At 69.2% G+C, this 22,002-nt stretch carries 22 protein-coding genes; 11 read left to right on the forward strand and 11 right to left on the reverse strand.

Going from position 1 to position 22,002, the window contains the following annotated elements; translation table 11 throughout:
- The first annotated feature begins 131 nt into the window (after positions 1 to 131).
- Positions 132 to 518 carry an ATP-dependent Clp protease adapter ClpS gene (clpS, locus tag IFT54_RS02865; protein ID WP_081874265.1) on the forward strand — a complete coding sequence of 129 codons (387 nt, stop codon included), beginning with the start codon at positions 132 to 134 and terminating at the stop codon, positions 516 to 518.
- A 54-nt stretch (positions 519 to 572) separates the two neighbouring features.
- On the opposite strand, the gene IFT54_RS02870 is transcribed toward clpS, so the two are convergent.
- Positions 573 to 1,361, reverse strand: coding sequence for a Crp/Fnr family transcriptional regulator (locus IFT54_RS02870; protein WP_081874263.1), 789 nt, complete (start codon positions 1,359 to 1,361; stop codon positions 573 to 575).
- A 121-nt stretch (positions 1,362 to 1,482) separates the two neighbouring features.
- On the opposite strand from IFT54_RS02870, the gene murA reads away from it, so the two are divergent.
- Positions 1,483 to 2,766: a UDP-N-acetylglucosamine 1-carboxyvinyltransferase gene (gene murA / locus IFT54_RS02875; protein ID WP_031440515.1), complete on the forward strand. Its 1,284-nt coding sequence runs from the start codon at positions 1,483 to 1,485 to the stop codon at positions 2,764 to 2,766.
- A gap of 181 nt (positions 2,767 to 2,947) precedes the next feature.
- Here murA and IFT54_RS02880 read toward each other — a convergent pair whose 3' ends face one another.
- The 6 genes from IFT54_RS02880 to lgt all read right to left on the reverse strand — a co-directional run bounded on the left by IFT54_RS02880 (position 2,948) and on the right by lgt (position 8,699).
- The gene (locus IFT54_RS02880; protein ID WP_031440516.1) at positions 2,948 to 3,466 is read right to left on the reverse strand and encodes a phosphoribosyltransferase; all 519 of its coding nucleotides are present in this window, start codon (positions 3,464 to 3,466) and stop codon (positions 2,948 to 2,950) included.
- Positions 3,467 to 3,614: 148 nt separating this feature from the next.
- Positions 3,615 to 4,958, reverse strand: coding sequence for a cystathionine gamma-synthase family protein (locus IFT54_RS02885; RefSeq protein WP_373928262.1), 1,344 nt, complete (start codon positions 4,956 to 4,958; stop codon positions 3,615 to 3,617).
- Positions 4,959 to 5,034: 76 nt separating this feature from the next.
- Entirely contained in the window at positions 5,035 to 5,799 is a 765-nt protein-coding gene (pgeF, locus tag IFT54_RS02890; protein WP_192069501.1) for a peptidoglycan editing factor PgeF, read from the reverse strand.
- Between the two features lie 291 nt (positions 5,800 to 6,090).
- On the reverse strand, positions 6,091 to 6,600 hold the full coding sequence (locus tag IFT54_RS02895) for a GNAT family N-acetyltransferase (protein ID WP_192069502.1): 510 nt from the start codon (positions 6,598 to 6,600) through the stop codon (positions 6,091 to 6,093).
- Positions 6,597 to 7,649 carry a class I SAM-dependent methyltransferase gene (locus IFT54_RS02900; RefSeq protein ID WP_192069503.1) on the reverse strand — a complete coding sequence of 351 codons (1,053 nt, stop codon included), beginning with the start codon at positions 7,647 to 7,649 and terminating at the stop codon, positions 6,597 to 6,599. The genes IFT54_RS02895 and IFT54_RS02900 overlap by 4 nt, the downstream gene beginning before the upstream one ends.
- 141 nt (positions 7,650 to 7,790) lie before the next feature.
- Positions 7,791 to 8,699, reverse strand: coding sequence for a prolipoprotein diacylglyceryl transferase (lgt, locus tag IFT54_RS02905; RefSeq protein WP_056407438.1), 909 nt, complete (start codon positions 8,697 to 8,699; stop codon positions 7,791 to 7,793).
- Positions 8,700 to 8,793: 94 nt separating this feature from the next.
- On the opposite strand from lgt, the gene IFT54_RS02910 reads away from it, so the two are divergent.
- The 4 genes from IFT54_RS02910 (at position 8,794) to phbB (ending at position 14,884) form a co-directional block, all read left to right on the forward strand.
- On the forward strand, positions 8,794 to 10,482 hold the full coding sequence (locus tag IFT54_RS02910; protein ID WP_192069504.1) for a class I adenylate-forming enzyme family protein: 1,689 nt from the start codon (positions 8,794 to 8,796) through the stop codon (positions 10,480 to 10,482).
- A 448-nt stretch (positions 10,483 to 10,930) separates the two neighbouring features.
- Positions 10,931 to 13,123, forward strand: a complete 2,193-nt coding sequence (locus IFT54_RS02915) for a molybdopterin cofactor-binding domain-containing protein (protein ID WP_192069505.1) — start codon at positions 10,931 to 10,933, stop codon at positions 13,121 to 13,123.
- Positions 13,120 to 14,127, forward strand: coding sequence for a ferrochelatase (hemH, locus tag IFT54_RS02920; protein WP_107930706.1), 1,008 nt, complete (start codon positions 13,120 to 13,122; stop codon positions 14,125 to 14,127). The genes IFT54_RS02915 and hemH overlap by 4 nt, the downstream gene beginning before the upstream one ends.
- A gap of 34 nt (positions 14,128 to 14,161) precedes the next feature.
- The gene (gene phbB, locus IFT54_RS02925; protein ID WP_031439092.1) at positions 14,162 to 14,884 is read left to right on the forward strand and encodes an acetoacetyl-CoA reductase; all 723 of its coding nucleotides are present in this window, start codon (positions 14,162 to 14,164) and stop codon (positions 14,882 to 14,884) included.
- A gap of 592 nt (positions 14,885 to 15,476) precedes the next feature.
- On the opposite strand, the gene IFT54_RS02930 is transcribed toward phbB, so the two are convergent.
- Positions 15,477 to 15,863 carry a glycine zipper 2TM domain-containing protein gene (locus IFT54_RS02930; protein ID WP_056406961.1) on the reverse strand — a complete coding sequence of 129 codons (387 nt, stop codon included), beginning with the start codon at positions 15,861 to 15,863 and terminating at the stop codon, positions 15,477 to 15,479.
- A 205-nt stretch (positions 15,864 to 16,068) separates the two neighbouring features.
- On the opposite strand from IFT54_RS02930, the gene IFT54_RS02935 reads away from it, so the two are divergent.
- Complete coding sequence (locus IFT54_RS02935; RefSeq protein WP_320481848.1) at positions 16,069 to 17,103, forward strand: esterase-like activity of phytase family protein; 1,035 nt, start codon at positions 16,069 to 16,071, stop codon at positions 17,101 to 17,103.
- 239 nt (positions 17,104 to 17,342) lie between these two features.
- Here the strand turns inward: IFT54_RS02935 and rpmB are convergent, their stop codons facing one another.
- Positions 17,343 to 17,633: a 50S ribosomal protein L28 gene (gene rpmB, locus IFT54_RS02940; protein ID WP_031395040.1), complete on the reverse strand. Its 291-nt coding sequence runs from the start codon at positions 17,631 to 17,633 to the stop codon at positions 17,343 to 17,345.
- Positions 17,634 to 17,860: 227 nt separating this feature from the next.
- Here rpmB and IFT54_RS02945 point away from each other — a divergent pair, with 227 nt between their 5' ends.
- A complete protein-coding gene (locus tag IFT54_RS02945; protein WP_031395039.1) occupies positions 17,861 to 18,094 on the forward strand; it encodes a hypothetical protein in 234 nt (77 codons plus the stop codon).
- A 79-nt stretch (positions 18,095 to 18,173) separates the two neighbouring features.
- A complete protein-coding gene (locus tag IFT54_RS02950; RefSeq protein WP_192069696.1) occupies positions 18,174 to 18,602 on the forward strand; it encodes a nucleoside deaminase in 429 nt (142 codons plus the stop codon).
- 325 nt (positions 18,603 to 18,927) lie between these two features.
- Here the strand turns inward: IFT54_RS02950 and IFT54_RS02955 are convergent, their stop codons facing one another.
- Positions 18,928 to 19,602 carry an OmpA family protein gene (locus IFT54_RS02955; protein ID WP_056406963.1) on the reverse strand — a complete coding sequence of 225 codons (675 nt, stop codon included), beginning with the start codon at positions 19,600 to 19,602 and terminating at the stop codon, positions 18,928 to 18,930.
- Between the two features lie 140 nt (positions 19,603 to 19,742).
- Here IFT54_RS02955 and IFT54_RS02960 point away from each other — a divergent pair, with 140 nt between their 5' ends.
- Positions 19,743 to 21,044 (forward strand): hemolysin family protein, encoded by a 1,302-nt coding sequence (locus IFT54_RS02960; RefSeq protein ID WP_056019046.1) that lies wholly within the window; start codon positions 19,743 to 19,745, stop codon positions 21,042 to 21,044.
- A gap of 76 nt (positions 21,045 to 21,120) precedes the next feature.
- Here the strand turns inward: IFT54_RS02960 and IFT54_RS02965 are convergent, their stop codons facing one another.
- Positions 21,121 to 21,522, reverse strand: a complete 402-nt coding sequence (locus IFT54_RS02965; protein WP_192069506.1) for a hypothetical protein — start codon at positions 21,520 to 21,522, stop codon at positions 21,121 to 21,123.
- Between the two features lie 183 nt (positions 21,523 to 21,705).
- Here IFT54_RS02965 and IFT54_RS02970 point away from each other — a divergent pair, with 183 nt between their 5' ends.
- Entirely contained in the window at positions 21,706 to 21,963 is a 258-nt protein-coding gene (locus tag IFT54_RS02970; RefSeq protein ID WP_192069507.1) for a hypothetical protein, read from the forward strand.
- Positions 21,964 to 22,002 lie beyond the last annotated feature (39 nt).

Consider the following 22,002-nt stretch of genomic DNA (forward strand, 5'->3'; position numbering starts at 1 on the left):
TACCCTTTTGCCGGGCCCTTTTGCCGGGCCTCATAGGTTGCCCTTTTAGCGGGCGGGGCTTGCTCTTCGACCATCAGGTGCCATATTTTCACGTCATGGCGCTGACACCGAAAATACTGGTTCCGATGACGATGACCGAGCGACGCTATAGCCGTGTTGAAGACGGGATCCGTGCCGAAGACGGGAATTCCGACGGCAACGGGGATTCCGGCGGCAACGACCGGGGCAATGTCGGCATCGCGACCAAGACGCGGTCGCGCACCAAGCAGCCGACGCCGTACCGCGTGCTGATGCTCAACGACGATTACACGCCGATGGAATTCGTCGTGCTGTGCCTGCAGCGCTTCTTCCGCATGGACATGGAGGCGGCGACGCGGGTGATGCTGCACGTCCACCAGAAGGGCGTCGGCGTGTGCGGGACGTTCAGCTACGAGGTCGCCGAGACCAAGGTCAGCCAGGTGATGGATTTCGCGCAGCAGAACCAGCACCCGTTGCAGTGCACGCTCGAAAAGGCCTGATCGCGCGGTTGTGAGGGCGCGTCGGGCGCTGGACCCGGCGGCGGGCCAGGGCGGTCAGCGCGCGGGCGGGAGCCAGCGCAGGTCGAGACCGTCGAACCGGTTCACGTAATTGGCGGCGCGCAGCAGCGCGGTCTCGTCGGTGAACGACACGCGGCCAGCACCACGCGCGATCAGCCCGTCCTCCTCGAGCTGGCGGAGCATGCGGTTGACATGGACCGCGGTCAGCCCGGTCGCGTCGCCAATCTCCTCCTGCGTGAGCGGCAGCGCGAAATCGGTGGTCGCGGCCTGTCCGGTCAGCCGGATGCGGTTGCGGATCTCGAGCAGCAGCGCGGCGACGCGGACCTTGGCGGAGGTCCGGCCTAGGGCTGCGAGCCGGTCGGTCAGCGCGACCTTTTCCATCTGGTTCATCACCATGATGACCGCGGCGAGGCGCGGATGTTCGGTCAGCAGCCCGGCCATCAGCGTCCGGTCGAACGGGCAGACGGTCAGGTCGGTCATCGCGACGATCGTCTCGGGCGAGTCGCGATAGACCAAAGCCGAGACCGCGAGCATGTCGCCGGGAAACAGGAAGCGCAGGATCTGGCGGCTGCCGTCGTCGAGCAGGACATAGCTCATCGCCATGCCGCGCTGGAGGATGAAGAGCTCGGCCATCGGGTCGTGCTCGCGCAGCAGGATCGTGCCGCGGCGCAGGTCGCGCGGGCGCTCCTCGAGGCGCGTCAGTGCCGTCGTCTCGCTCTCGGTCAAGGTGATGTAATCGCCGAGACGTTCGGCGAAGCAGCTGTGCGGCACTGTGATCGGCTCCCCGTCGTTGCTCCACAGAGCAAACCCCCCGATTTTACGCATTAAAGTCGATCAATAGGGCCGGTCTGGACCGCATTTGGTTGACCGCCATGCGCGCCTGCGGAGGCAGGCCCGCCATGCGGCCGGGCTTGCGCGGATCGTGCGGGGCGATAGACAGCCGGGGATGGACCGTATTCTCATTCGCGGCGGCAACCGCCTGACCGGGCGCCTGCCCATTTCCGGCGCGAAGAACGCCGCGCTCACGCTGATGCCCTGCGCATTGCTGACCGAGGAGCCGCTGACGCTGCGCAATTTGCCGCGGCTGGCCGATGTCGACGGGTTCGGGCATCTGCTCAACCAGCTGGGCGCGTCGACCGCGATCCAGGGGACGCGGCCCGAGGATTTCGGGCGGGTGATGACGATCCGCGCGGGCAATCTCACCTCGACCGAGGCGCCCTACGACATCGTGCGGAAGATGCGTGCGTCGATCCTCGTGCTCGGGCCGCTGCTCGGGCGCGGCGGCGAGGCGACGGTGTCGCTGCCCGGCGGCTGCGCGATCGGCAACCGGCCGATCGACCTGCATCTGCGCGCGCTCGAGGCGATCGGCGCCGAGCTCGAGATGGCGGCGGGCTATGTGAAGGCGACCGCGCCAGGCGGACGGCTGACCGGGGGACGCTACCGCTTCCCGATCGTGTCGGTCGGTGCGACCGAGAATGTCGTGATGGCGGCGGTGCTTGCGCGCGGGACCAGCGTGATCGAGAATGCGGCGCGCGAACCCGAGATCGTCGACCTGTGCCGCTGCCTCGTCGCGATGGGCGCGTCGATCGACGGGATCGGCACCGAGACGCTGACGATCGAGGGCCGCGACCGGCTGCACGGCGCGACCTATGCGGTGATGCCCGACCGGATCGAGGCGGGCAGCTATGCCTGTGCCGCGGCGATCACCGGCGGCGACCTCGAGCTGACCGGCGTGACCGCGTCGGACATGGGCGCGACGCTCGACGCGCTGGTCGAGGCGGGGGTGAGCGTCACCCCGACCAAGGACGGCATCCGCGTCGCGTCGGACGGGCATCTCCAGCCGCTGACGCTGTCGACCGCGCCCTATCCGGGCTTTGCGACCGACATGCAGGCGCAGTTCATGGCGATGCTGTGCAAGGCGGACGGCGCGAGCGTGCTGACCGAGACGATCTTCGAGAACCGCTACATGCACGTGCCCGAGCTGGCGCGGATGGGCGCGGACATCCAGGTGCGCGGCCGCACCGCGGTGGTGCGCGGCGTCGACAAGCTGGTCGGCGCGCCGGTGATGGCGACCGACCTGCGCGCGTCGATGAGCCTGATTTTGGCGGGGCTGGCGGCGGATGGGGAGACGTCGGTCGGGCGGGTCTACCATCTCGACCGGGGGTATGAGCGGCTCGAGGAGAAGCTCAGCGCGGTCGGGGCGGATATCGAGCGCGCCAGCGACGGGTGAGGCTTCGGGCGTCGGACGTCCCTCCTCCGTCATCCTGACGAAAGTCAGGATCCAGAGCCATTAAGCGCGGCGCCTGTAACTCTGGATCCTGACTTTCGTCAGGATGACGGGTTTGGGGGGATGCGCGGAGCCTGTAACCCTGGGTCCTGACGTTCGTCAGGATGACGGGGTTGGCCGCGCGTCAGGCGATGCGGTCGGGGACTTCGGCGGCGTCGTGTTCGATCGTGGTGGCGGGGGCGACGGCTTCCCAGGGGAAGACGAACCAGTCTTTGGTGTCGCGGCGGTCGATCGTGCGCGCGGTGTAGTCGATGCGTTCGGCGGAGCTGAGATTGTCGATCAACGTCGCGAAGCGGATCGCGCCGGGCGTCGCGCCTGCGGCGGCGAGGGCGGTGCGCAGATGCGTGATCGTGCGGCCGGAATCATTGATGTCGTCGAGGAAGAGCAGGCGTTCGCCCGACTGGGTGCGCGCGGCGAGCTTGACGAGCGGCTGGTCCGCGAAATCCTCGACCTGGCTGGAATAGTCGACCGAGAGCGTCGGGAGGCCGATCGCGTGGCTGAGGAAGACCGCGGGGACGAGACCGCCGCGGCCGATGCCGATAATGAAATCGGGAGTCCAGTCGGCGTCCGCGCGCAGCTGTGCGGCGAGGGTGTGGATCGCGGCGACGAAATCGTCCTGCGGGATGGGGGTGAAGATCGGCATCCGTTGCGCTTTAACGGGTGGGGGGCGCTGGGGCCAGCCGGTGTTCGGATCGGGTTCGGGTAGGGTGGGTTTGCTGGGCTCTGGATCCTGACTTTCGTCAGGATGACGAGGAGGGGGGCGCCCGCTGGTTTAGCGGGCGCCCGGTTGGTCAGATCGCTTCGAGCGCTTGCGTGAAGTCGGCGATCAGGTCGTCGGCATCCTCGACGCCGATCGAGATGCGCACCAGATTGTCGGTGATGCCCAAAGCCTGCTTGCGCGCGTCGGGGACCGAGAGGTGCGTCATGCCGGCGGGGTGGCTGGCGAGCGTTTCGGTGCCGCCGAGCGAGACCGCGAGTTTGGCGATCTTGAGCGCGTCGAGGAAGGCGAAGCTCTCGCGCTCGCCGCCTTTCAGGTAGAGCGAGAAGGTCGAGCCGCCGCCGGTGCAGTGGCGGCGATAGATGTCGGCCTGACGCTCGGCGCCGGGTTCGTCGGCGAGGAAGCCGAGATAGCCGACGCGCTCGACCTTGGGGTGATGGCGCAGATAGGCGCAGACCTTGGCCGCATTCTCGCCCGCGCGGCTCATGCGGAGCTCGAGCGTCTCGAGACTGCGCAGCAGCATCCAGGCGGTGTTGGGATCGGTGATCGTGCCGATCGTGTTGCGCATCGTCCGGATCGTGTTGATGTGCGCCTTGGTGCCGAGCACCCCGCCCGCGACGAGATCCGAATGGCCGCCGACATATTTGGTCAGCGAATAGACGACGATGTCCGCGCCGTGCTTGAGCGGCTGGAACCAGAGCGGTCCGAGGAAGGTGTTGTCGATCGCGATCGGCGGCTTCTCGTCACCAAATATTGCGTCGCGGCTGGCGGCGACCGCCTCGACATCGACCAGCGCGTTGGTCGGGTTGGCGGGGCTTTCGAGATAGATGAGCGCGACGTTGCCGGTCGCGGCCTCGGTCATCACCGCGTCGATCTCCTCGCGCGTGGCGCCTGCGGGGAAGTCGAGCCACTTGACCCCGAACTTGCCGAGCACGCGGCCGATCAGCGTCTCGGTCGCGGCGTAAAGTGGCCCCGAATGGACGATGGTGTCGCCGGGCTTGACCATCGCGAGGAACAAGGTGGCGATCGCGGACATGCCGGACGAGAAGGCGAGCGCGTCCTCCGCCTCTTCCCAGACGCCGAGGCGATCCTCGAGGATCTCCTGATTGGGGCCGTTGAAACGCGAATAGACGAGGCCCTCGGCACCGCCCGGGCGCTTGCCGGTGACGCCCTCGAAATGGCGCTTGCCCGCGGCGGCGTTGGGGAAGACGAAGGTCGAGGTGAGGAAGATCGGGGGCTTGAGCGACCCTTCCGACAGCGACGGGTCGTAACCATGGCCCATCATCAGCGTCGAGGGCTTCAGCTTGCGGCCGCCGATCTTCTCGACCTCGGGCTTGGGGGCGACGCGCGCGGCGACGCCGGTCAGGTCGGCTTCGGTCTCGGCGGGCATGCCGGTGGGGGTCGGGGTATCGGACATTCTGGGCTCCTGCATGACCCGTCTGGTGCGGGCCGATGCGGCGAGCCTAGCGATGCGCAGCCGGTTTGGGGAGGCGTCAGAGGCCGATGATACTGATCTGGCGACCATAAGTGGGTTCGCCGCGATGGGTCGCGCGGCGATAGCTGAAGAAGGCGTCGTCTTCGGTGTAGGTGTCGCGGCCGAGCGCCTCGACCCGGCCGACCCCCGCGGCAGCGAGCCGGTTGACGACATAGGCCTCGAGATCGAACTGGTAATGGTCGGTGCGGGCATCCGCGAAGAAGCGTTCGTTTTCGGGATCGGCCTCGCAGAAGCGGCGGAGGAAGCCGGTGTCGACCTCGTAGTTGGCGCGCGCGATGCACGGGCCGACCGCGGCGACGATGCGGTCGCGGCGCGCGCCGATCGCCTCCATCGCGAGCAGGGTGGCGTCGGTGACGCCGCCGAGCGCGCCCTGCCAGCCGGCATGCGCGGCGCCGACGATCCCCGCCTCGCTGTCGGCGAAGAGGACGGGGGCGCAGTCCGCGGTGAGGATGCCGAGCGCGAGCCCGGGGCGGTCGGTGACGAGCGCGTCGGCGCGCGGGCGGAATGTGTCGTCGACCGGGGCGGTGATCGTCACCGCCTCGGCCGAGTGGATCTGGTAGAGGCCGACGAGCTGCGCGCCGGGGAGGACGGCGTCGGTCGCGCGGCGGCGATTCTCGGCGATCGCGGTGGGGGAGTCGTCGGAGCCGGTGCCGGTGTTGAGGCTGGCGTAAGGGCCGGTCGAGACTCCGCCGGTGCGGGTGAGGAAGCCGTGGGGGATGGGGGCGAGGGATTTTGCGCGGATGGGGGTGGGGGCGGGATTCATGCTCGGATGTCCTGTCTGTGGTCCAGCACCACCCCGGCGAAGGCCGGGGCCCAATTGGGGGACGGTTGTGATGGGGGGCGGCGCTTCATTACCGGGGACGTGCCAACTGGGCCCCGGCCTTCGCCGGGGTGGGCTGGGTTGGGAATCTGGAGCGGGGCGCTGGCGTGTTGCACCACCCCGGCGGAGGCCGGGGCCCAGTTGGGGGACGGGTGTGACGGGGGGCGGTGCTTCATTAGCTGGGCCTTCCCAACTGGGCCCCGGCCTTCGCCGGGGTGGAGGTTGGGTGGCTGGTCACAGGGGCAGGCGGAGGATGCGGTCGTCGTCGGCCTTTTCGCCGACCATGAAGACGTAGCGGCCGATCTCGGTGAAGCCGTAGCGCTGGTAGAAGCGGTGGGCGCGGTGGTTGTCGACATAGACGCTGAGGATCATCTCGGTCCGGGCGTCGGCGCGCGCGGTGGCGAGGGCCCAGTCCATCAGCGCGGGGCCGACGCCGGCGCCGTGCTGGTCGGCGCGGACATAGAGCTGGTAGAGCTCGACCGCGGTGGCGGGCCAGTCGCCGGGGAAGGCGACCGGGCCGGTCTTGGCGAAGCCGACGATCGCACCCTCGTCGAGCGCGACATGGATGCGGAAGGCGGGGTCGCCGATCTGCGACGGCAGGCCCTGCGGCCCGAACGCCTGGTCGAGGAACGCGGCGAGATCCTGCGGGCGGTAGAGCGTGCCGAACGTCTCGGTGAACGACGCGCGCGCCATCGCGGCGAGCGCGGGGCCGTCGGCGGGGCGTGCGTCGCGATAGGCGATCATGCGAAGGCGGCCGGGTTGGGCCAGCCGGGCGACGTGATCGCGAGCGCTTTGAACAACGACCCCATGTCGTCCATCAGCCGGCGGCGGTCGGCGGCGAGCGCCTCGGCGCGGTCGGGCGAGGCCTTGGCGAGTGCGGAGGTGCGCGTGTCGATGCCGAGACCGCCGAGCAGGTCGCGCTGTGCGACGGGGCCCCAGGCGACCGCGCCATCGGCCTGCGCGGCGGCGGCGAGCGTGGTGAAATCGACATGCGCGGTCAGGTCGTGCTCGCCGGGCGATTCGAACGGGTTGGCAAAGGCGTGCGCGCGGACCGCCTGGAGCGTGTCGCCGAGCGCGGGGCCTTCATAGCCGTAATCGATCGCGAGCAGCGCGCCGCCCTGCGCGACGAGGCGTTTCGCAAGCGTGCGGACGATGCCGACCGCGGCGGGGGCGGTCTCGAGGATCGATCCGGCGGGCGCGTCGCGGAAGGGTTCGGGGATGACGGCGTCGGGAAGCGGCTTGCCCGCGATCGGGAGGAACAGCAGGTCCTGCGCGGCGACGAGGCGTTCGTGCCAGGCGTCCTCGCGTTTGAGCAACTGACGGATCGGCAGCGCGTCGAAGAATTCGTTCGCGACGACGATCAGCGGAAGCCCGGTCGGCAGCGTGTCGATGGCGTCGTGCCAGGTCGCGGCGGGGACGCGCTCGGCCTGCGCGGTGCGGAGCGCGGGGCTGGTCTCGACGAAATGCACGGGGGGCGTCAGGCCGGCCTTGGCCATGGCGCGGAGCGCGTCGGCGGCGAGCGTGCCGCGGCCGGGGCCGAGCTCGACCCAGGCGACGTCCGGGCGGCCGGCGCGGTCCCACAGGTCGGCGCACCACAGGCCGAGGAGCTCGCCGAACATCTGGCTGATCTCGGGCGCGGTGGTGAAGTCGCCGGTCGCGCCGAGCGGGTCGCGGGTCGCGTAATAATGCGCGTTGGCGGCGGCCATGTACTGCGCGACGGGGACGGGACCGGCGAGGGTGATCGCGCGGGCGAGGCGTTCGGGGAGGGCGGTGTCGGGGGTGGTGTCAGTCATCGTAAAGCTCTCTGCCTCCCCGGCGGAGGCCGGGGCCCGGTTGGGAGGGCGATGTCACGACGCGCGCCGCCCGTCACGAGGGACGTTCCAACTGGGCCCCGGCCTTCGCCGGGGTGGGGATGAGGGTGAGGGTGGTGTCCGCTACGCGACGCTCTGCGCGCCGGCGATGGATTCGACGCGGATGCGGCGGCGGGCGGCGGTGAGGATCAGGAAGAGGCCGCCGAGGATCATCGGCACGCAGAGCCACTGGCCCATGTGGAGCCCGGTCTTCTCGGCAAAGGCGCGCAGCTGCGAATCGGGTTCGCGGAAGAATTCGACGGTGAAGCGCGCGAGGCCGTAGCCGAGCACGAACAGCCCGACGAGCTTGCCCGGGTCATAGCGCGCCTTGGTCTTCCAGAAGGCGAACCAGAGCAGCGCGAACAGCGCGAGGCCTTCGAGCCCCGCCTCGTAGAGCTGGCTCGGGTGGCGGGCGGGTTCGATCATGCCGAAGGGGACGGTGCGCGCGAAGACGATGCCCCAGGCGACGTCGGTCGGCTTGCCCCAGAGCTCGCCGTTGACGAAGTTGGCGAGCCGCCCGAAGAACAGCCCGAACGGCACGCAGCAGGCGATATAATCGTGGACGCGCAGCCAGTTGAGCTTGTGCTTGCGCGCGAACAGGATCAGCCCGAGCGACACGCCGATGACGCCGCCGTGGAACGACATGCCGCCGTCCCAGAGCCGGAGGATGCGCAACGGCCGCAGGATCATCTCGGGCGCGTAGAACAGCACATAGCCGAGCCGCCCGCCGAGGATGATGCCGAGCGTCGCGTAGAAGACGAGGTCGTCGGCATGACGCCGCGCCATCGGTGCGCCGGGCTGGGCGAGCAGTTTCAGCAGATACCACCAGCCGAGCAGGATCCCGCCGATATAGGCAAGGCTGTACCAGCGCAGCGTGAAGAAGCCGATCGAGAAGACGTCGGGGTGGAGCCCCAGGTCCTCGAACCGGATATGTTGGCCCGTAGCGGGGCTAGGCAGGCCACCGGCTACGGCGGCTAAGGTCGACAGGATCAATGGCTTTTCCCCACGCGTTCGCGCCTGCATAATGAGCGGTGACGATAAGACCAAGGCGATAAGACCGGGGTCATCGGAGCAATGGGAGAGCGATATGCGGACCGAGCTAGACGCGGCGATGGATTCGACGATGGCGGCACTGACCGCGCCCGGCGGGATGCTCGGGCTCGGATCGATCGAGCGGTTCGGCGTGACGCTGCCGACGATCGCCGTCGCGCCGCCCGCGCTCAACGCCTATTTCGCGCATTATGCCGGTGAGCACCGCGACCAGGTGTTCCTGGTCGCGGGCGACGAGCGGCTGACCTTCGCCGAGGTCGAGGACGCCGCCGAGCGCGTCGCCTGCGCGCTGGTGTCCGCGCACGGCATCCAGCGCGGCGACCGGATCGGCATCGCGATGCGCAATTCGCCGTCGTGGATCGTGCTGTACATGGGCATCATCATGGCCGGCGGGGTCGCGACGCTGCTGAACGGCTGGTGGCAGTCGGACGAGCTCGAGGCGGCGATCCGCGACGTCGACTGCAACATGGTGTTCGCCGATCCGCCGCGCGTGAAGCGGCTGGCGCAGATCGCCGGGCTGGCGACGCCGGTGATCGGGATCGACGATACGCTGCCGTTGCGAATCGCGCTCGACGTGCTGCTGAAGGAGGACCCGGTCGGCGTCGCGCTGCCGCCGCTGGGGCCCGACGACCATGCGACGATCCTGTTCACGAGCGGGTCGACCGGCCAGTCCAAGGGCGCGCTGTGCGATCACCGCGCGATCATCCAGGCGATCTTCAACTATCTGGGGCAGGCGATGATGATGCTCGGCATCGCCACCGCGCAGGGCAACCCGCCGGTCGGCCAGCCGGTCACGCTGCTGACGATCCCGCTGTTCCACATCACCGGCGAGGTGCCGGTGTTCCTGCAGAGCTTCGCGATGGGGCGGAAATTGGTGCTGATGCCCAAATGGGATGCGCGCGAGGCGATGCGGCTGATCGAGGCGGAGGGCGTGACCTATTTCGTCGGCGTGCCGCTGATGAGCTTCGAGATCCTCAACCACCCCGATCGCGGTGACTATGACCTGTCGACGGTGACCGACTTCGCCGCGGGCGGTGCGCCGCGGCCGGTCGAGCATGTCCGGCGGCTGGGCGAGGAGATGGGCGGCAGCGCGCCGCTGATCGGCTACGGCCTCACCGAAACCAATGCGGTGGGGACGGGCAACTGGCGGAGCAATTATATCGCCAAACCCAATTCGGCGGGGCGGGCGAGCGCGCCGCTGGTCGACCTCGCGATCCTCGACGATGACGGGCGTGCACAGCCCGCGGGGGTGCGCGGCGAGGTGGGCATCCGCAGCGTGTGCAACTTCAAGGAATATTGGAACCGGCCCGAGGCGACCGCGGCGGCGTTCACCGCGGACGGCTATTTCCGGACGGGGGATATCGGGTTTCTCGACGAGGACGGCTATCTGTTCATCGTCGACCGCAAGAAGGACATCATCATCCGCGGCGGCGAGAATATCTCGTGCCAGGAGGTCGAGGCGGCGCTGTACCAGAACCCCGCGGTGGCGGAGGCGGCGGTGTTCGGGCTGGCGGACGAGCGGTTCGGCGAGGTGCCGGGCGCGGTGGTGGTGCTGCAGGAGGGCGAGACGCTGAGTGCGGACGATCTGTGCGCGTTCCTCCACCAGCATATCGCGGCGTTCAAGGTGCCGCAGCGGGTCTGGATCGCCGACGTGCCGCTGCCGCGGCTGGGGACGGAGAAGATCGACAAGGTGACGATCCGGGAGCGGTATCGGGGGATGGTCTGAGGGGGGTGCCTTCGGCCGGCGGGGCGTCGGCCGGGGGTGGCGTTCGGGGCTCTGGATCCTGACTTTCGTCAGGATGACGGACGGAGCGAGGCACCGGCACGCCCACCCACTCCCGTCATCCTGACGAAAGTCAGGACCCAGGGCCCAGCGGCGTTGCGTCCTGTTACCCTGGGTCCCGACGTTCGTCGGGATGACGGAGGGGGTTGAGGGGCGGACGGATGACCCACCCACTCCCGTCATCCTGACGAACGTCAGGATCCAGAGCCCAGCAGCGTTGTGGCCTGTTACCCTGGGTCCCGACTTTCGTCGGGATGACGGGAGGGGGATGAGGTGCGGGCGGATGATCCACTTCTTTCGGCGGGATGACGAGTGGGGGGTGGCGCGCTGCCCCGCATCCGGCGGTTTGCGGCGCCTTCACCGCGGGGGGGAGACGGGGTAGGGGCGCGGGATGATCGGCAGGCGGGGGATTTTGGCGGGAGGCGGCGTGGGGATCGGGCTGGTCGTGGCCTGGGGGCTGTGGCCGCGCGACTATGCGCCGACGCTGGTGGCGGATCCGGGGGAGAGCGCGTTCGGGGCGTGGCTGAAGATCGGCAGCGACGGGCATGTGACCGTCGCGGTGCCGCAGGCCGAACAGGGGCAGGGCGTCTATACCGCGCTGGCGCAGATCGTCGCGGACGAGCTGGGTGCGGACTGGCGGACGGTGGGCGTCGAGCCCGCGCCGCTCAACCCGCTCTATGCCAATCCGGTCGGGCTGAACGCGCTGTTCGAGGGGATGCCGGGCGTGGTTCCCGCAGCGGTCGCCGGCCCCGCGCCGATGCTGACCGCGGGATCGAGTTCGGTGCGGATGTTCGAGGCGGCGTGCCGGAGCGCGGGTGCTGCGGCGCGGGTGTTGCTGTGCAAGGCGGCGGCGCGGCGCTGGGACGCGGACTGGGCGGACTGCCGGACCGAGGCGGGGTTCGTCGTCCAGGGCACGCGGCGGATCCGCTTCGCCGCGCTCGCCGAGGACGCCGCGCGCGAGACCTTGCCCGACGAGCCGGTTATCGGCGGGCCGGGCGCAGGCGCGCTCGCGGGGCGGTCGGTGCCGCGGATCGACACGCCCGCCAAGGTCGACGGATCCGCCAATTTCACCGGCGACGTCCGCCTGCCCGACATGGTTCATGCGGCGATCCGGCAGGGACCGGTCGGCGATAGCCGGCTGATCGGCGTCGACCGCGCCGCCGCGGACCGGGTGCGCGGCGTGCTGCAGATCGTCGAGACGCCGGCTTGGGTCGCGGCGGTGGCGACGACCGGCTGGGCGGCGCAGCAGGCGCTGTCCGCGATGGCGCCGCGGTTCGCCACGCAGGGCCCGCTGGTCGACAGCGGAACGATCGCCGCCGCGCTCGACGCTGCGTTCGAGACGCCGGGCACGACGATGGCGCAGAGCGGGGAGATCGGCACGCTGCTCGACGGGGCGGGGGTGGTCACCGCCGCCTACCGCGTCGCGCCCGCGGTGCATGCGGCGATCGAGACGCGCAGCGCGACCGCGGCGTACCGCGACGGAATCCTGGAGCTGTGGCTGCAGACTCAGGCGCCGGGGCCCGCGCGTGCGGCGGCGGCGGCCGCGGCGGGGATCGCCGAGGCGCAGGTGGTGATCCATCCGATGCCGGTCGGCGGGTCGTTCGGCGCCGCGCTGGAGCATGACGCGGCGGCGCAGGCGGCGGTGCTGGCGGTGCGGCTGAAGCGCCCGGTCAGCCTGGTCTGGTCGCGGGCCGAGGACCTGATGCACGACCGCTATCGGCCCGCGGCGGCGGCGCGGCTGGCGGCGCGACTCGATGCGCGCGGGCGGATTCTTGCCTGGCGCACGGCGATCGCGGCGCCCGCGACCGGCGCGGAGATCGCGGCGCGGGTGCTGCCCGGCATCGCCAGCCGGGCGGCGACCGCGCTGACCCGCGGCGATCCGCATGCGGTCGGCGGTGCGCTGCCCGCCTATGCGATCCCGGCGGTGGCGGTCGTGCATCATGCCGCCGAGATCGGCGTGCCGACCGGCGCGCTGCGCGGCGGCGCGCATGGCTATACCGCGTTCTTCACCGAGACGTTCGTCGACGAGCTCGCGCGGATCGCGGCGACCGAGCCGATGTCCTACCGGATCGGCATGCTGGGCGGCGGCGCGAGACTCGCGCGGTGCCTGTCGACCGCGGCGTCGCTGGGCGGGTGGAATGGCGGGGTCCCCGGCAGCGGGCAGGGGATCGCGGCTCACGCCTTTCGCGGCAGTTTCATCGCGGTGCTGGCGGAGGCGCATCTCGGCGCGGACCGGCGGCCGGTGGTCGAGCGGCTGGTCGCGGCGGTCGATTGCGGGGTGCAGATCAACCCCGATCTGGTCCGCCAGCAGATCGAGGGCGGGCTGATCTTCGGACTGGCGACCGCGCTGGGTGCGGCGACCGGCTTCACGCGCAACCTGGCCGATGCGCGCGGCTTTGGCGACCTGCACCTGCCGCGGCTGGCGGACACGCCCGACATCACGGTCGAGCTGATCCGCAGCGACGAGGCGCCGGGCGGGGTCGGCGAGCTGGGCGTGCCCGCGGTCGCCCCGGCGATCGCGAATGCAATCTTCTCCGCAACGGGCTTTCGTCTGCGCGATTTGCCTTTAAGACCCTCGACATGACCCTGCCCCCCGACCATCCCGCGATTCCGAAGCCCCGGATCGGCGTCCTGCTGATGAACCTGGGGACGCCCGACGGCCCCGACGTGCGATCGGTCAAACGCTATCTTGGCGAATTCCTGTCGGATCGCCGCGTCGTCGAGATCCCGGCGATCGCGTGGCAGCCGATCCTGCGCGGCATCATCCTGAACACGCGGCCGAAGAAATCGGCGCATGCGTACAGCCAGGTGTGGCGCGAGGACGGTTCGCCGCTCGCCGCGATCACGCGGTTGCAGGCGGCGGCGGTGAAGGATTCGTTCGGCCCCGAGGTGATGGTCGACTGGGCGATGCGCTATGGCCGGCCGGCGATCGCCGAGCGGCTGAGCGCGATGCAGGCGGCGGGCTGCGAGCGGATCCTGCTCGCGCCGCTCTATCCGCAATATTGCGCGGCGACGACCGCGACCGCGAACGACAAGGCGTTCGCGCATCTGGCGGGGCTGCGCTGGCAGCCCGCGCTGCGCACGCTGCCGCCTTATTATGACGATCCCTTGTATATCGACGCGCTGAAGACCGATCTCGAGACGTCGCTCGCCGCGCTCGACTTCGTTCCCGATGCGATCGTCGCAAGCTTCCACGGCATGCCCAAGCGCACGCTGGAGATGGGCGATCCCTATCATTGCCACTGCCAGAAGACCGCGCGGCTGCTGAGCGCGGCGATGGGGCGCGAGCTGACGGTCGCGTTCCAGTCGCGGTTCGGGCCGCAGAAATGGCTTGGGCCCGCGACCGACGAGACGCTGGTCGAACTGGCCAAGGCGGGGAAGACCAAGGTCGCGATCTTCGCCCCCGGTTTCTCGGCGGACTGTCTGGAAACGCTCGAGGAATTGTCGATTCGCGGGCGCGAGAGCTTCGAGGAGGCGGGCGGCAAGGACTTTGCCTATCTGCCGTGCCTGAACGACGGCCCCGCGGGGATCGCGATGCTCGAGCGGCTGCTCGCACGCGAGCTTGAAGGTTGGACGCGCCGCGGTTAGCCTCCGGTAAAACACGTATGGCGGGAGAGAAGGCATGGCACGCGTCGCGATCGTAACCGGGGGAACGCGTGGCATCGGCGAGGCGATCAGCCTTGCGCTGCAGAAGACCGGGCTGACCGTGGCGGCGACCTATGCGGGCAATGCCGAACGCGCCGAGGCCTTTGCCGCGCGGACGGGAATCGCGGTCTATCAATGGGATGTCGCGGATTACGACGCATGCCAGGCGGGCTGTGCGAAGGTCGCGGCCGACCTGGGCGATGTCGACATCGTCGTGAACAATGCGGGCATCACGCGCGACGGCACGATCCTGAAGCTGAGCTATGACGACTGGAAGGCGGTGATCGACACCAATCTGGGCGGCTGCTTCAACATGGCCAAGGCGGTGTTCCCGGGGATGCGGACGCGCAAATGGGGGCGGATCGTCAATATCGGCTCGATCAACGGGCAGGCCGGGCAATATGGCCAGGTCAATTACGCGGCGGCGAAATCGGGCATCCACGGCTTCACCAAGGCGCTGGCGCAGGAAGGTGCGCGGGCCGGCGTGACGGTCAACGCGATCGCGCCGGGCTATATCGATACGGACATGGTCGCGGCGGTGCCGGCGGACGTGCTCGAGAAGATCGTCGCGAAGATCCCGGTCGGGCGGCTGGGCCAGGCGAGCGAGATCGCGCGCGGGGTGGTGTTCCTGTGCTCGGAAGAGGGCGGGTTCGTGACAGGCTCGACGCTGAGCATCAATGGCGGGCAGCATATGTACTGACGGTTTTGGCCCGGCTGCGCGGCAGCCGGGCCAAAACCGGCACGGCCGGCGGACGGGTGCAACCCGGTCCGGCCGACGGCTTTGCCGGCGGCGGGGGGATTGGGGGAGCCGCTGGGGACGGTGGCCTGGGCTCTGGATCCTGACTTTCGTTAGGATGACGGGGTTGGGGATGTCGATCAGCGCCACCAAAAACCACCGTCATCCTGACGAAAGTCAGGACCCAGAGCCGCGGGCGTTGCGGGTGGTACCCTGGGTCCCGACTTTCGTCGGGATGACGGAAGAGGGGTGTGATGACGGGGTGGGCGTGATGGTGGCGTAGGCGGGCCTGCCGTCGGCGAAGCCGTCGGCCGGGTTGGCGCTGGCGCCACCCGCCGGCCGGTCCGGCTCCGCGCGGTGCGCGGCTCCGGACGAACACGAGGCCGGCCCCTTGTAGGGGACCGGCCTCTGCCCTCGATACGCTACGCGAGGGAACTGGGGGAACTGGAGCAGGCCCGGAGCGGACGCCGGCTAAGCCGTCGTCGGACGGGTGGCTTGGGGCCACCCGCCGGCCGTGCCGGAGGTGCTCGCCGGGCGAGCACCCGCGCTTTCGCGCTTAGCGGCGGCAATACCGAGGGTTGTCCGACTTATCGATCGCGTTGCCGGCGAGGCCGCCGCCGGCGGCGCCGAGGAGGGCGCCGATCGTGCCGTTGCCGCGACCGGCAACCGTGTGGCCGAGCAGGCCGCCGGCGAGGGCGCCGACGATCGTGCCGCCGGTGTTGTCGCAGCCGCGACGGTTGTTGCGGTCGTTGCGGTAGTTGTAGCGGCGGTCGTTGCCGCGATATTCGCGGTCATAGCCCCGGCCACGATCATAGCCGCGCCCGTCGTAACCGCGGTCATAGCCGCGCTCGTAGCCGTAGCGCTGTGCCTCGGCGGCGACGGGGACCAGGGTCGCGGTGCCCATTGCGAGCGCGCTGACGGCGAGGGTGAAGGTCTTGAACATCAAACGTCTCCCATTTGGGACCTGGGGGAGTGCGCCGGTGGCGGGCCCTTCGATCCTGATGACAGCCTTATGGTCGAGTCGGATTGAGCCGAGCCTGAATGCGTTCGTTATCAACGGTTCAGGCGCGACTCCGGTCCCACGCCCTATCGCGCGCGCCTGACTGGAAGCGGGTGCCCCCGGGCGCGGCAGCGGCTATGGGGCGGGCGTGCGGCGTATCCCGACCCTGTTGTTCGTGCTGGCGAGCGTGCACCTGCTGGTGCCCGGATGGAGCGGCACGTCGCGGCTGCCGCTGCTGGGCGCGGCGGCGGACATGACCGCGACGCGGGTGCGGATCGATCCGGCGGATCCGTCGCGGCGGCGGCTCGGCGGGCTGACCTATCTGGGCGGGGTGGTGCTGCGCAGTCGCGATTCGGCGTTTGGCGGGTATTCCTCGATCGCGGTCCGTCGCAGGGCTTCGCGGACACAGGTGACGTTGCTCAGCGATGGCGGGAATATCGTCCGCTTTCATATCGGTGACGACTGGCGGCCCGCAGGGATCGGCTTTGCCGCGCTGCCGGGTGGTCCCGGACAGGGCTGGTCGAAGCGCGACCGGGACAGCGAATCGCTGACGATCGATGCCGCGACGGGGACCGCCTGGGTCGGGTTCGAATATTGGAACGCGGTCGGGCGCTATGCCGCAGGGGCCGACGGTACGCTGCTGGCGCGATTCGAGGGGATGGTCCGGCCGCGGGCGATGCGCGAATGGCCCGACAATGGCGGGCCCGAGAGCATGGTGCGGCTGCGCGACGGGCGATTCGTCGTGCTGTCGGAGACCGCGCGGCCGCGGGTGCGGACGAGCGCGGGCGGGGTCGGGCGCGGGACCGGGCGGCGGGGGCTGCTGTTCGCGGGTGATCCGCTGACGGCGCGCGGGGTCGGCTTCACCTATGTGCCGCCGGTCGGGTTCAGTCCGGTCGATGTCGCGGAGCTGCCCGATGGGCGGCTGATCGTGCTCAATCGCGCCTTTGCCGCGCCGTTCGCGTTTTCCAACACCGTGACGGTGATCGAATCGGGGGCGATCCGGGCGGGGGCGGTGGTGCGGGGGCGCGAGATCGCGCGGCTGGCGGCGCCGCTGGTGCACGACAATTTCGAGGGGATCGCGGTGGTGCGCGAGGGGGACGACACGGTGGTGTGGATCGTGTCGGACGACAACGAGACTGCGTTGGAGCGGACGCTGTTGCTGAAGTTTCGGCTGGAGGGGTAGCGGGGGGCGAGCGGGGCTAGCGGTGGTGTCTCGACTTCGCTCGACACGAACGGGAGGGGGGCGCTCGACACGAACGGCGGGGGTCGAGCGGGGATGGCGGTGTCTCGACTGCGCTCGACACGAACGGAAAGAGGGGTGGAACGGGTTCGGCGGCGCGTTTCCGTGCGGCGGGCGCACAAACGCCGACGGCCCGCGCTCCGGTTGGAGCGCGGGCCGGGGCCGTGTCGCAGTCGCGCGGGTTAGGCGGCGGCGGCGATCTTCTTGACGACGTCGCGCTTCAGGCGGCGGGCCTTGAGCGAGAGCTTGTCGTCCGAGGTCTTGACGAGCCAGTTGTCGAGGCCGCCATTATGCTCGACCGAACGCAGGCCGTGCGTCGAGACGCGGAGACGAACGCTCTGCTCGAGCGAGTCGGAGATCAGCGTGACGTTCTGCAGGTTGGGCAGGAACGTACGCTTGGTCTTGTTGTTGGCGTGGGACACGTTGTTCCCGACCATCCGGCCTTTGCCGGTCAGTTCGCAAATGCGCGACATCTGTCTACCTATCAAGTGTCGGGAGGAACCCCGGAAAGGCGCGCGGATACCCGGCAAGCGCGGCCGCGTCAACCGATTCACCCGTTTTTGCCGATCGGTGCCCACGCGGATGCGGCGAACGGGGCGGCAGAGCGGGGCGTGCAACCGCGCGGGGTTGATCGACGTTGTTACGCCATCGAACCGGTCGACGCCCGCCATGGGTCGTGGCCTTATATAAGGGGAATTCCATGCGTACGCTCTTGTCTCTGGTCGCGATCGCGCTGCTCGCCGTCGTCGCGCTGATGTATTTCGGGATCATCAACATCGACCAGACGCGTGCCGGCGCGATCCAGACGCCGAAATTCGAGGCGGACGTCGCCAAGGTGCGGCTGGGGACCGAGACCAAGACGGTCGCGGTGCCGACGATCTCGGTCGACAAGCCGGGGACCGCGGCAGACAATGGCCAGGTGCCCGCCAACTGATCCGCGCCCGCCCTGCCCTGTGGCTTTACCTGATGGGGAAGGCAGGGCAGGGCGGGGCATGTTTCCGATCCCCGACCCGATGCGGCGCGCGCTCGACGCCGCGCGCGATGCCGCGGCAGCGGGCGAGGTGCCGGTCGGCGCTGTCGTGGTGCGTGCCGGGCAGGTGATCGCGACTGCGGCCAATGCGCCGCGCGCGCTGTGCGATCCGACCGCGCATGCCGAGATGCTCGCGATTCGCGCGGCGGCCAGGGCGCTGGGGCGGGATCGGCTGGAAGACTGCGATCTGTGGGTGACGCTCGAGCCGTGCGCGATGTGCGCGGGGGCGATCGCGCATGCGCGGATCGCGCGGCTCTATTACGGGGCGGCGGATGCGAAGGGCGGCGCGGTCGAACATGGCGCGCGGTTCTTCGGCCAGCCGACGTGCCATCACCGGCCTGAGGTCTATGCGGGGATCGGGGAGCGGGAAGCTGGCGCGTTGCTGACGGGGTTTTTCCGGGGGCGGCGTTAGGGGGCTGTAGGCAGCTTTTTGGCTGGGCGTCGAAAGAGTGGGTTCACGCGAAGGCGCGAAGGCGCAAAGATGTTGCGAGCGTGGAACCGCGATATTTCAATCGCATCTGCAAAGTCGAATTGTGTCTGCCGGCCGAGAGGCCCGAATTTATGACTTCGCGCCTTTGCGCCTTCGCGTGAATGCGGTTCTTCTCTCTCTCTCTCTCTCTGCGCCTCCGCGTCTCCGCGCCTCTGCGCGAACCCCCTTCTTCTGCTGCCGGCCCGCCCGCGGCCTTGGGTCCCGGCTTTCGCCGGGATGACGGAGGGGGGCGGGCGGACAGAGTTGGTTAGCGGAGGTCGTTCTGGGTGATGGGGACGATCTTCACCTCGACGCGGCGGTTGGCGGCGCGGCCGGCGTCGGTGTCGTTCGAGGCGATCGGCTGGCTTTCGCCGTAGCCGCGGGTGCCGATGCGGGCGGACTGGACGCCGTGGCTCGACAAATAATCCGCGACCGAGGTCGCCCGACGCTGCGACAGGGTCTGGTTGTAGGAGTCGCTGCCGGTCGAGTCGGTGTGGCCGTACACGTCGATATAGGTCTGGTTATACTGGCCGAGCGTCGAGGCGACCTGATCGAGCGTGCGCTGGAACTGCGGCTGCACGGTCGCGCTGTCATAGGCGAAGGTGATGCCCGACGGGATGTTGAGGACGAGGTCGTCGCCCTGGCGGATCACCTGGACGTCGGTCCCTGCGGTGCGCGCGCGCAGGTCGCGCTCCTGCTTGTCCATGTACGCGCCGACGCCCGCACCCGCGAGGCCGCCGATGCCGGCGCCGAGCAGCTTCTCGGTCCGGTCGTTGCGGCCGCCGACGATGTCGCCGAGCAGATAGCCGCCGAGCGCGCCGCCGATGCCGCCGAGCGCGGTCTTCGAGATCGTCCGCTGGCCCGTCTCCGGATCGGTCGTGCAGGCCGACGTCGTGACGAGTGCGGCGAGCGCTGCGCCGATGAATATACCCTTGGCCTTCATGTCTCTGTCCCTTTTGATCATGCCGCAGATAACCCGGCATATTCGGCGATTGTTCCACCTGCGCACTGAACGCCGGATGACGATAAGTGTCGAGACCGGTTGTGAAGCGCGCGAATGTGCGCCAAGAGACGATCGAGCCAATGGCACCGCTTCCCCCCTTCCCCTGGATCGACGTCGCGATCATCCTCGCGCTCGTCGCGTTGAACGGCGTGTTCGCGATGAGCGAGCTTGCGATCGTGTCGTCGCGGCGTGCGCGGCTCGATGCGCTGGCGCGGACCGGGCGGAAAGGCGCGAGCGCCGCGCTGCTGCTCGCCGCCGACCCCGGCAAGTTCCTCTCGACCGTGCAGATCGGCATCACGCTGATCGGGATTCTCGCGGGTGCCTATTCGGGCGCGAGTCTCGGCACGCCGACCGCGGCGCGGCTGCAGGCGCTGGGGCTGAGCGCGAGCACCGCGGAGACCACGGGCTTCGCGATCGTGATCGGCCTGACCACCTATGCCTCGCTGATCATCGGCGAGCTGGTGCCCAAACAATTCGCGCTGCGATCGCCCGAAGTCATCGCCTCGTTCATGGCGCTGCCGATGCGCTGGCTCGCGATCATCACCGCGCCGATCGTGTGGGTGCTCGATTCGACGAGCGCGCTGATCTTCAAGGCGCTGCGCCTCAACCGCGAATCGGAGGAGCATGTCACCGCCGAGGAGCTCCACCTGATCGTCGCCGAGGCGTCCAAGTCGGGCGTGATCGAGGAGCATGAGCGCTCGATCATCTCGGGCGTGGTGCGGCTTGCCGACCGGCCGGTGCGCGAGGTGATGACGCCGCGGACCGATATCGACTGGCTCGACTGCAACTGGGATGCCGACGAGATCCGCGACACGCTGCTCGCGTCGCAGCATACCCGGCTGCCGGTCGGCGACGGGTCGATCGACCGGGTGCGCGGCGTGGTGCAGGCGCGCGACATCGCCGCCGCGCTGTTCCGCGGGGAGCCGCTCGACCTCAACGTGCTGATGCGCAAGGCGCCGGTGGTGATCGACCAGATCGACGCGATGGACGCGCTGATCGCGCTGCGCCAGGCCGAGGTGCCGATGGCGCTGATCCATGACGAATACGGGCATTTCGAGGGGATCGTGACGCCTGCCGACCTGCTCGCGGCGATCGCGGGTGAGTTCAAGTCGGATGCCGACCCCGATGATTCGCCGTCGGTGGTGGTGCGCGACGACGGCTCGCTGCTGGTCGCGGGCACGATGGCGGCGGACGCGCTGGCCGACCGGCTGGGCATCGACCTGCCCGAGGACCGCGACTACGCGACCGTCGCAGGGCTGGCACTCGCGGTGTTCCGCCATCTGCCGGGCGAGGGCGAGAGCTTCGTCGAACAGGGGTGGAAGTTCGAGATCGTCGATCTGGACGGGCGACGGATCGACAAGCTGCTCGTCAGCGAGGTCTGAGGCTGGGGGGGCGGGGCCCCGAACGCGCCGGATCACCGACCCGGTTGATTTACCCGGGCGCTCGTTGTTTCGACGCTTAGCGGTTGCCCGAGATTTTAAGCCGTCGCGACACGTACCGCACGCAGGCAAAAACCGCGATTCCGACTACAAGAGACGGCGCATAGATCATTCCGACCCCGTAGATCGGGACGTCGCGAAGTGATTGGTAGTCATACCACGAGCTATAGATGACGTAGACGCACAGTGCGACGAACAGGATTGCGCACACGAGGATGGCGATCCTTGCTTCGGCGTCGACCTCCTCGTGTGCGACGGTTTCCGCATGCTCGCTGTTTGCCAGACGGTGCAGGACGGGACCGAGGAACACGCCAACGGCCAAACCGACCGCCAGGATAATGACAGGCTTGTCGAAGGCGACAGCAGCGCAGACGATCGGACCCAGACACAGATACGCAAGGATCAGCAGCCCCTTTGCCATCCCGTATCGTGGTTGCTGCATAGCCTGTCCGCCGCCTTATTAGTTTTCCTTGTCGTGGATGAAATTCGTTAACGGTGCGTGAGGCAGCGTCCGCGTCAACGCGGGCGGTGGCGGATGTTCGTGCTAGTGTCGGCCATGACCACCATAGCCTTTGTCTTATTGCTGCAAGCTGTCTCGGGGCAGATGGCGCCACCCGTGATCGTGCGGCCGGCGGATGTCCGGACGGTGTCCGCCCCGCTTCGTGGGCTGGGCGACACGATGGAAATCGCGGGTCGCTGTTCGCGCTTCATCGCACCGGCCGACATGGACATGTTCCTTGCCGTGGCCAAGACCAACGCCGCCGACGAGCCGTATCTCATCAGCCGGATCGGCAAGGGCAGCCAGCATCCGAAGGACCCCGCATGGTGCAATGCGGCGATCAAGACGCTCGGTCGGAAATAGTCTGTCCGGGTGACGCAGGCCGCTGACGCGCGGCCTGTG

Source organism: Sphingomonas sp. CFBP 13714, from assembly GCF_014842205.1.
GTDB lineage: Bacteria > Pseudomonadota > Alphaproteobacteria > Sphingomonadales > Sphingomonadaceae > Sphingomonas > Sphingomonas aerolata.

Coding starts and splice junctions, on each gene's coding strand:
- IFT54_RS02915 (WP_192069505.1), top strand. CDS start 10,931: ATGATCGGCAGGCGGGGGATTTTGGCGGGAGGCGGCGTGGGGATCGGG.
- IFT54_RS02955 (WP_056406963.1), bottom strand. CDS start 19,602: ATGAAGGCCAAGGGTATATTCATCGGCGCAGCGCTCGCCGCACTCGTC.
- IFT54_RS02880 (WP_031440516.1), bottom strand. CDS start 3,466: ATGCCGATCTTCACCCCCATCCCGCAGGACGATTTCGTCGCCGCGATC.
- IFT54_RS02930 (WP_056406961.1), bottom strand. CDS start 15,863: ATGTTCAAGACCTTCACCCTCGCCGTCAGCGCGCTCGCAATGGGCACC.
- IFT54_RS02885 (WP_373928262.1), bottom strand. CDS start 4,958: ATGTCCGATACCCCGACCCCCACCGGCATGCCCGCCGAGACCGAAGCC.
- IFT54_RS02895 (WP_192069502.1), bottom strand. CDS start 6,600: ATGATCGCCTATCGCGACGCACGCCCCGCCGACGGCCCCGCGCTCGCC.
- phbB (WP_031439092.1), top strand. CDS start 14,162: ATGGCACGCGTCGCGATCGTAACCGGGGGAACGCGTGGCATCGGCGAG.
- IFT54_RS02965 (WP_192069506.1), bottom strand. CDS start 21,522: ATGGCAAAGGGGCTGCTGATCCTTGCGTATCTGTGTCTGGGTCCGATC.
- IFT54_RS02970 (WP_192069507.1), top strand. CDS start 21,706: ATGGCGCCACCCGTGATCGTGCGGCCGGCGGATGTCCGGACGGTGTCC.
- IFT54_RS02910 (WP_192069504.1), top strand. CDS start 8,794: ATGCGGACCGAGCTAGACGCGGCGATGGATTCGACGATGGCGGCACTG.
- murA (WP_031440515.1), top strand. CDS start 1,483: ATGGACCGTATTCTCATTCGCGGCGGCAACCGCCTGACCGGGCGCCTG.
- hemH (WP_107930706.1), top strand. CDS start 13,120: ATGACCCTGCCCCCCGACCATCCCGCGATTCCGAAGCCCCGGATCGGC.
- IFT54_RS02950 (WP_192069696.1), top strand. CDS start 18,174: ATGCGGCGCGCGCTCGACGCCGCGCGCGATGCCGCGGCAGCGGGCGAG.
- IFT54_RS02900 (WP_192069503.1), bottom strand. CDS start 7,649: ATGACTGACACCACCCCCGACACCGCCCTCCCCGAACGCCTCGCCCGC.
- pgeF (WP_192069501.1), bottom strand. CDS start 5,799: ATGAATCCCGCCCCCACCCCCATCCGCGCAAAATCCCTCGCCCCCATC.
- rpmB (WP_031395040.1), bottom strand. CDS start 17,633: ATGTCGCGCATTTGCGAACTGACCGGCAAAGGCCGGATGGTCGGGAAC.
- IFT54_RS02945 (WP_031395039.1), top strand. CDS start 17,861: ATGCGTACGCTCTTGTCTCTGGTCGCGATCGCGCTGCTCGCCGTCGTC.
- IFT54_RS02870 (WP_081874263.1), bottom strand. CDS start 1,361: ATGCGTAAAATCGGGGGGTTTGCTCTGTGGAGCAACGACGGGGAGCCG.
- clpS (WP_081874265.1), top strand. CDS start 132: ATGACCGAGCGACGCTATAGCCGTGTTGAAGACGGGATCCGTGCCGAA.
- IFT54_RS02960 (WP_056019046.1), top strand. CDS start 19,743: ATGGCACCGCTTCCCCCCTTCCCCTGGATCGACGTCGCGATCATCCTC.